General features: G+C 56.8%; 2 rRNA genes. Both read left to right on the top strand.

The annotated features are described in order from the left end of the window. Nucleotides 1–121 precede the first annotated feature (121 nt). Nucleotides 122–3,233 (top strand): 23S ribosomal RNA (locus ABT008_RS30310). A 98-nt stretch (nt 3,234–3,331) separates the two neighbouring features. Then, nucleotides 3,332–3,446: ribosomal RNA gene (gene rrf / locus ABT008_RS30315) — 5S ribosomal RNA — on the top strand; the annotation flags it as partial.

A 3,446-nucleotide genomic window follows, 5' to 3' on the forward strand; every position in this document is an offset into this window, starting at 1 on the left:
GATGGTTGCCAGGCATGGCCTGGTCTCACATACCGCCGGCGGTGGTCGGGTTTGGTGTGGGGCTGTGGGTTGTGGGTTGGTTGTTTGTTGAGAATTGCACAGTGGACGCGAGCATCTTTGTGGTCAAGTTGTCAAGGGCGAACGGTGGATGCCTTGGCACCAGGAGCCGATGAAGGACGTGGGAGGCCGCGATAGGCCTGGGGGAGCTGTCAACCGAGCTGTGATCCCAGGGTGTCCGAATGGGGTAACCCGGCACCAGTCATGTGGTGTCACCTGCACCTGAACTCATAGGGTGTGTGGAGGGAACGCGGGGAAGTGAAACATCTCAGTACCCGTAGGAAGAGAAAACAAACAGTGATTCCGTGAGTAGTGGCGAGCGAAAGCGGATGTAGGCTAAACCGGTTGCGTGTGATACCTGTCAGGGGTTGCGTGGTCGGGGTTGTGGGACTCTGTGTGGTGGGCTGACACTCACTGAAGAAGTTACAAAACCAGTTGTTAGTCGAATGGTCTGGAAAGGCCGACCGTAGACGGTGATAGTCCGGTAGGTGAAAGCAGCTGGTCTTCTATGGATGTTCCCGAGTAGCGGCGGACTCCTGAAATCTGCCGTGAATCTGCCAGGACCACCTGGTAAGCCTGAATACTTCCTGGTGACCGATAGCGGACGAGTACCGTGAGGGAATGGTGAAAAGTACCCCGGGAGGGGAGTGAAATAGTACCTGAAACCGTTCGCCTACAATCCGTCGGAGCCTTTAGGGGTGACGGCGTGCCTTTTGAAGAATGAGCCTGCGAGTTAGTGGCATGTGGCGAGGTTAACCCGTGTGGGGGAGCCGTAGCGAAAGCGAGTCTGAAGAGGGCGTTTGAGTCGCATGTTCTAGACCCGAAGCGGAGTGATCTAGCCATGGGCAGGCTGAAGCGCGGGTAAGACCGTGTGGAGGGCCGAACCCACCAACGTTGAAAAGTTGGGGGATGACCTGTGGTTAGGGGTGAAAGGCCAATCAAACTCCGTGATAGCTGGTTCTCCCCGAAATGCATTTAGGTGCAGCGTCGCGTGTTTCTTGCCGGAGGTAGAGCACTGGATGGTCTAGGGGGCCCACAAGCTTACCGAAATCAGCCAAACTCCGAATGCCGGTAAGTGAGAGCGCGGCAGTGAGACTGCGGGGGATAAGCTTCGTAGTCGAGAGGGAAACAGCCCAGATCACCAGCTAAGGCCCCTAAGCGTGTGCTAAGTGGAAAAGGATGTGGGGTCGCATAGACAACCAGGAGGTTGGCTTAGAAGCAGCCACCCTTTAAAGAGTGCGTAATAGCTCACTGGTCAAGTGGTTCCGCGCCGACAATGTAGCGGGGCTCAAGTACACCGCCGAAGCTGTGGCATTCACATGTGTGCTTCGCGCGAGTCTTCGGGCTTGTGTGCAGGTGTGTGGATGGGTAGGGGAGCGTCGTGCCGGGGGTGAAGCAGCCGAGTGATCGAGTTGTGGACGCGGCACGAGTGAGAATGCAGGCATGAGTAGCGAAAGAAGGGTGAGAAACCCTTCCGCCGGATGACCAAGGGTTCCAGGGCCAGGTTAATCCGCCCTGGGTGAGTCGGGACCTAAGGCGAGGCCGAGAGGCGTAGTCGATGGACAACGGGTTGATATTCCCGTACCCGCGAAAGAGCGTCCCTGACGAACCTCGTTGTGCTAACCACCCAAACCATCCAAGACCTTCGGGTTGAGGGTGGGGAGCGTGGGAACCTGGCGGGTAGTAGTCAAGCGATGGGGTGACGCAGGAAGGTAGCTGAGCCCGGCCGGTGGTTGTGCCGGGGTAAGCGTGTAGGCCGTGCCATAGGCAAATCCGTGGCGCATGTAGGCTGAGACGTGATGCCGAGCCGATTCAGGTGAAGTCAGTGATCCTATGCTGCCGAGAAAAGCCTCTAGCGAGTTCTGAGCGGCCCGTACCCCAAACCGACACAGGTGGTCAGGTAGAGAATACCGAGGCGATCGGGCGAACTGTGGTTAAGGAACTCGGCAAATTGCCCCCGTAACTTAGGGAGAAGGGGGGCCGGAGACGTGAAGCCCCGCGCGGGTGGAGCGTTGTATGGCCGCAGAGAGCAGGGGGAAGCGACTGTTTACTAAAAACACAGGTCCATGCGAAGAAGTAATTCGATGTATATGGACTGACGCCTGCCCGGTGCTGGAACGTTAAGGGGACCTGTTAGCTCTTCGGGGCGAAGCGGAGAACTTAAGCGCCAGTAAACGGCGGTGGTAACTATAACCATCCTAAGGTAGCGAAATTCCTTGTCGGGTAAGTTCCGACCTGCACGAATGGCGTAACGACTTCCCCACTGTCTCAACCACAGGCCCGGCGAAATTGCAGTACGAGTAAAGATGCTCGTTACGCGCGGCAGGACGGAAAGACCCCGGGACCTTTACTATAGCTTGACATTGGTATCTGAGTTAGCTTGTGTAGGATAGGTGGGAGCCGGTGAACCTTGTACGCCAGTATGAGGGGAGGCAATCTTGAAATACCACTCTGGTTGATTCGGGTATCTAACTTCGGACCGTTATCCGGTTCAGGGACAGTGTCTGGTGGGTAGTTTAACTGGGGCGGTTGCCTCCTAAAAGGTAACGGAGGCGCCCAAAGGTTCCCTCAGCCTGGTTGGCAATCAGGTGTTGAGTGCAAGTACACAAGGGAGCTTGACTGTGAGACTGACGGGTCGAGCAGGGACGAAAGTCGGGACTAGTGATCCGGCACTTGCGTGTGGAAGCGGTGTCGCTCAACGGATAAAAGGTACCCCGGGGATAACAGGCTGATCTTCCCCAAGAGTCCATATCGACGGGATGGTTTGGCACCTCGATGTCGGCTCGTCGCATCCTGGGGCTGTAGCAGGTCCCAAGGGTTGGGCTGTTCGCCCATTAAAGCGGTACGCGAGCTGGGTTTAGAACGTCGTGAGACAGTTCGGTCCCTATCCGCCGTGCGCGTAGGATACTTGAGAAGGGCTGTCCCTAGTACGAGAGGACCGGGACGGACGAACCTCTGGTGTGCCAGTTGTCCCGCCAGGGGCACGGCTGGTTAGCTACGTTCGGAAGGGATAACCGCTGAAAGCATCTAAGCGGGAAGCTCGCTTCAAGATGAGGTATCCCACCCACCTTTGGTGGGGTAAGGCCCCCAGCTAGACGACTGGGTTGATAGGCCGGAAATGTAAGCCCGGTAACGGGTTCAGTTGACCGGTACTAATAGGCCGAGGACTTGACTATCAAAGTTGCTACGCGTCCACTGTGTAACTCACAACAAACAAACACACCCCAACAACTAGTTTGTTGGTGCGGATTGGTGTTTGACATGTTGATAAGGTTACGGCGGTCATGGCGGAGGGGAAACGCCCGGCAACATTCCGAACCCGGAAGCTAAGCCCTCCAGCGCCGATGGTACTGCACCCGGGAGGGTGTGGGAGAGTAGGACACCGCCGG

Source organism: Micromonospora sp. NPDC002389 (genome assembly GCF_040296095.1).
Classification (GTDB): Bacteria; Actinomycetota; Actinomycetes; order Mycobacteriales; family Micromonosporaceae; genus Micromonospora.